This is a genomic window from Planococcus sp. A6, assembly GCF_028823615.1.
GTDB lineage: Bacteria > Bacillota > Bacilli > Bacillales_A > Planococcaceae > Planococcus.
Window position 1 is genome coordinate 1 of sequence record NZ_JAPEHT010000218.1, and the last position, 3028, is coordinate 3028.

Sequence of the window (3028 nt, forward strand, 5' to 3'; positions counted from 1 at the left end):
TATTGATGAAAATATTGTCTTCCGTCAGTAGTGGAGCGTCGCCTTCATCGCCAGTCGCTGCATTCGCTTCGCTGTCGTCGACCAGTTCACTTTGCTCTTCTGTCACGCCATGTTTCATGCGCTCGATCAAGCGGTCGTATTCAGGGCTCGACAGGAAGTTGTCGACCGAGATGTGATACGCATCCGGGCGTTTGTCTTTCGCACGCGGCGTCAATTTGTCCTGCGTAATGATGATTTGCGAATCGGCAGGGATGGACGAAATCGCGCTATTGGTGACTTTGATGTGCATGCCTGCTTCTTTTACTTTCTTGCTCAAGAGCGAGGCGCCCATCGCGCTCGACCCCATCCCAGCGTCACACGCAAAGACGATTTTTTGGACATCGTCCGGGAACGTACCAGCTGTCGAAGCCGTTCCTGCAGCTCCAGCGCTAGCGCCAAGTGCGCCTGCAACCGAGCTCTTTTTGCCTTTCATTTCTTCCATGCGTTTCGTTGCAGCTTCAACGTCTTCATCTGTTGCTGTGTCTTTGCTGCGCTTCAAGATGACCGCTGAAATTAAGAACGAGACCGTCGCTGCGACCAAAATCGCCGTGAAGTTCGCGACATACGCCATGCCTTCAGGCGGTGTGACCGCGGCAATCGCGAAGATACTGCCTGGTGATGCAGGGGCCATCAAGCCGCCGCCCATCAAGACCAGTGTGAACACGCCGCTCATGCCGCCGAGGATGACGGACAACAGAAGCATCGGTTTCATTAACACGTACGGGAAGTAAATCTCGTGAATCCCGCCGAAGAAGTGGATGATGACGGCCCCTGGTGCCGATTGTTTCGCGATGCCTTTTCCGAAGAACATGAACGCGAGCAAGACGCCAAGACCAGGTCCCGGGTTCGCTTCAAGCAAGAACAGAACCGAACGGCCCGCCTGCTGGACTTGTTCAAGCCCAAGCGGCGTCAGGATGCCGTGGTTGATTGCGTTGTTGAGGAATAAAATTTTCCCCGGTTCGATCAAGATACTAGTCAATGGAAGCAAGCCTGTTTCAAGCAACCAGTCAACGCCTGCGACCAAGACTTGAGTCAATGCGCTGACGGCCGGCCCGATGCCGAGGTAAGCGAAGATCGCTAGCGCCCCGCCGATGATACCGGATGAGAAGTTATTGACAAGCATCTCAAAACCGGAGCGGATCTTGCCTTCGATCAAATGGTCAAACTGCTTGATGACCCAAGCCGCAAGCGGCCCCATGATCATCGCACCGAGGAACATCGGCGTATCCGGTGCCCCGACGATAACCCCCATCGTCGCGATCGCACCAATGACGCCGCCTCGCTGATCGTGCACAAGCTTACCGCCCGTATAACCGATCAATAGCGGAAGCAAATACGTAATCATCGGCCCGACGAGTGACGCAAAATTCTCGTTTGGGAAAAAGCCCGTTGGAATAAATAATGCGGTAATGAGACCCCAGGCAATAAACGCGCCGATGTTCGGCATAACCATCGAGCTCAGGAAGTTACCGAACTTCTGGACTTTCACTTTCACGCTTGAACGTTCTTCTGCCATTCCTTTCATCCTCCTTTTTTGGGCTCTTGCCCTTGTGCTTTGTTTGTTAATTCAGATTATACGCCCTTTGTGTAAGCGCATTCAATCTAATGAAAAACCAACTTTGTCGCCACTGTCCGGACAAAGCTGTCGTTGGCGTGAAATTGTGTGGCGCACAGGGACAAACCCAACGCAGAATCCTGCTGCGACGCGAATCTGATGCGCCAAATTGTGTGGTGCACAGGGACACAACCAAAAACCAGTCGCCACCCCAGCGAATTGTGTCACGCACAGGGACGGACAAACTCCAAAACCACGCTACACCGCCATTTCCACGCCCCGAATTGTGCCGTGCACAGGGACATGTCGCCGCCTCCACGACAACACTGTCGTTTTTGATCCCACCTTCAAACGGCGCCCTGCTATGCAATTTGCGCAGAAACTGTCATAATGAGGGGTGAATTCGCTTACATCCCAACCATCCTAAGGAGGAATTTTTCATGGTAGAAAAAACATTCACAATCACAGATCCGGCAGGCATGCACGCACGTCCAGCTTCAGCACTCGTAGGTTCGTTATCAAAATTCCAATCGGACATCACGATGGAATTCAAGGACAAAAAAGTTAACTTGAAATCAATCCTCGGCGTTATGTCACTAGGCGTTCCTTCTGGCTCAACAGTCCAGATCGCCGCAGACGGTGCAGACGAAGCGGAAGCGATGGAAACAATCGAGCGCGTACTCCAAGAACAAGGAATCTCGAACGAATGAATCGCATCTCCGGAATCGCAGCCTCTAACGGCATCGCCATCGCCAAGGCCTTCCGCCTGGAAAATCCGGAACTGACAGTCGACAAGAAAAACGTAGCGGACACACAGGCGGAAATCCAGCGCTTCGGTCAAGCAGTAAACGAATCGATTGCTGAACTCGAAGTCATCAAAAAACGCACCGCTGAAGAAATCAGCGACAAGGAAGCGGCCATTTTCGGCGCCCACTTGCTCGTCTTGGAAGACCCGGAATTGATCGGGCCGATCACCGACAAGATCAACAACGATAACGTCAACGCAGAGTTCGCGCTTCACGAAACGTCGACGATGTTCGTCGACATGTTCGAAGCGATGGACAATGAATACATGAAAGAACGCGCCGCCGATGTGCGCGATGTCACAAAACGCGTGCTCGCCCATCTATTAGGCGTCAAAATCCAAAACCCAAGCATGATCACCGATGAAGTCGTCGTCATCGCAGAAGACTTGACGCCTTCCGATACGGTGCAATTAAACCCGAAATACATCAAAGGCTTTATCACCGATATCGGCGGTCGTACGTCCCACTCCGCGATCCTCGCACGCACGCTGGAAATCCCGGCAGTCGTCGGCGCGAAATCAGCGATGAGCTCCATTGATAACGGCACGATCGTTATCATCGACGGCTTGGAAGGCGAAATCCTTCTCGACCCGGACGAAGCGACACTCGCCGAATACAAAGAAAAACA

At 52.7% G+C, this 3028-nt stretch carries 3 protein-coding genes; 2 read left to right on the forward strand and 1 reads right to left on the reverse strand.

Annotation, left to right across the window (positions count from 1 at the left end):
* On the reverse strand, positions 1-1555 hold a 1555-nt coding region (locus ON064_RS17835; protein WP_274625820.1), incomplete at its 3' end, for a PTS mannitol transporter subunit IIBC.
* 479 nt (positions 1556-2034) lie between these two features.
* Here ON064_RS17835 and ON064_RS17840 point away from each other — a divergent pair.
* Together ON064_RS17840 and ON064_RS17845 are read left to right on the forward strand one after the other, a co-directional pair.
* On the forward strand, positions 2035-2304 hold the full coding sequence (locus ON064_RS17840) for a phosphocarrier protein HPr (RefSeq protein WP_121298117.1): 270 nt from the start codon (positions 2035-2037) through the stop codon (positions 2302-2304).
* A partial coding sequence (locus tag ON064_RS17845) for a phosphoenolpyruvate-utilizing N-terminal domain-containing protein (RefSeq protein ID WP_274625821.1) occupies positions 2301-3028 on the forward strand: 728 nt, incomplete at its 3' end. The genes ON064_RS17840 and ON064_RS17845, both read left to right, overlap by 4 nt.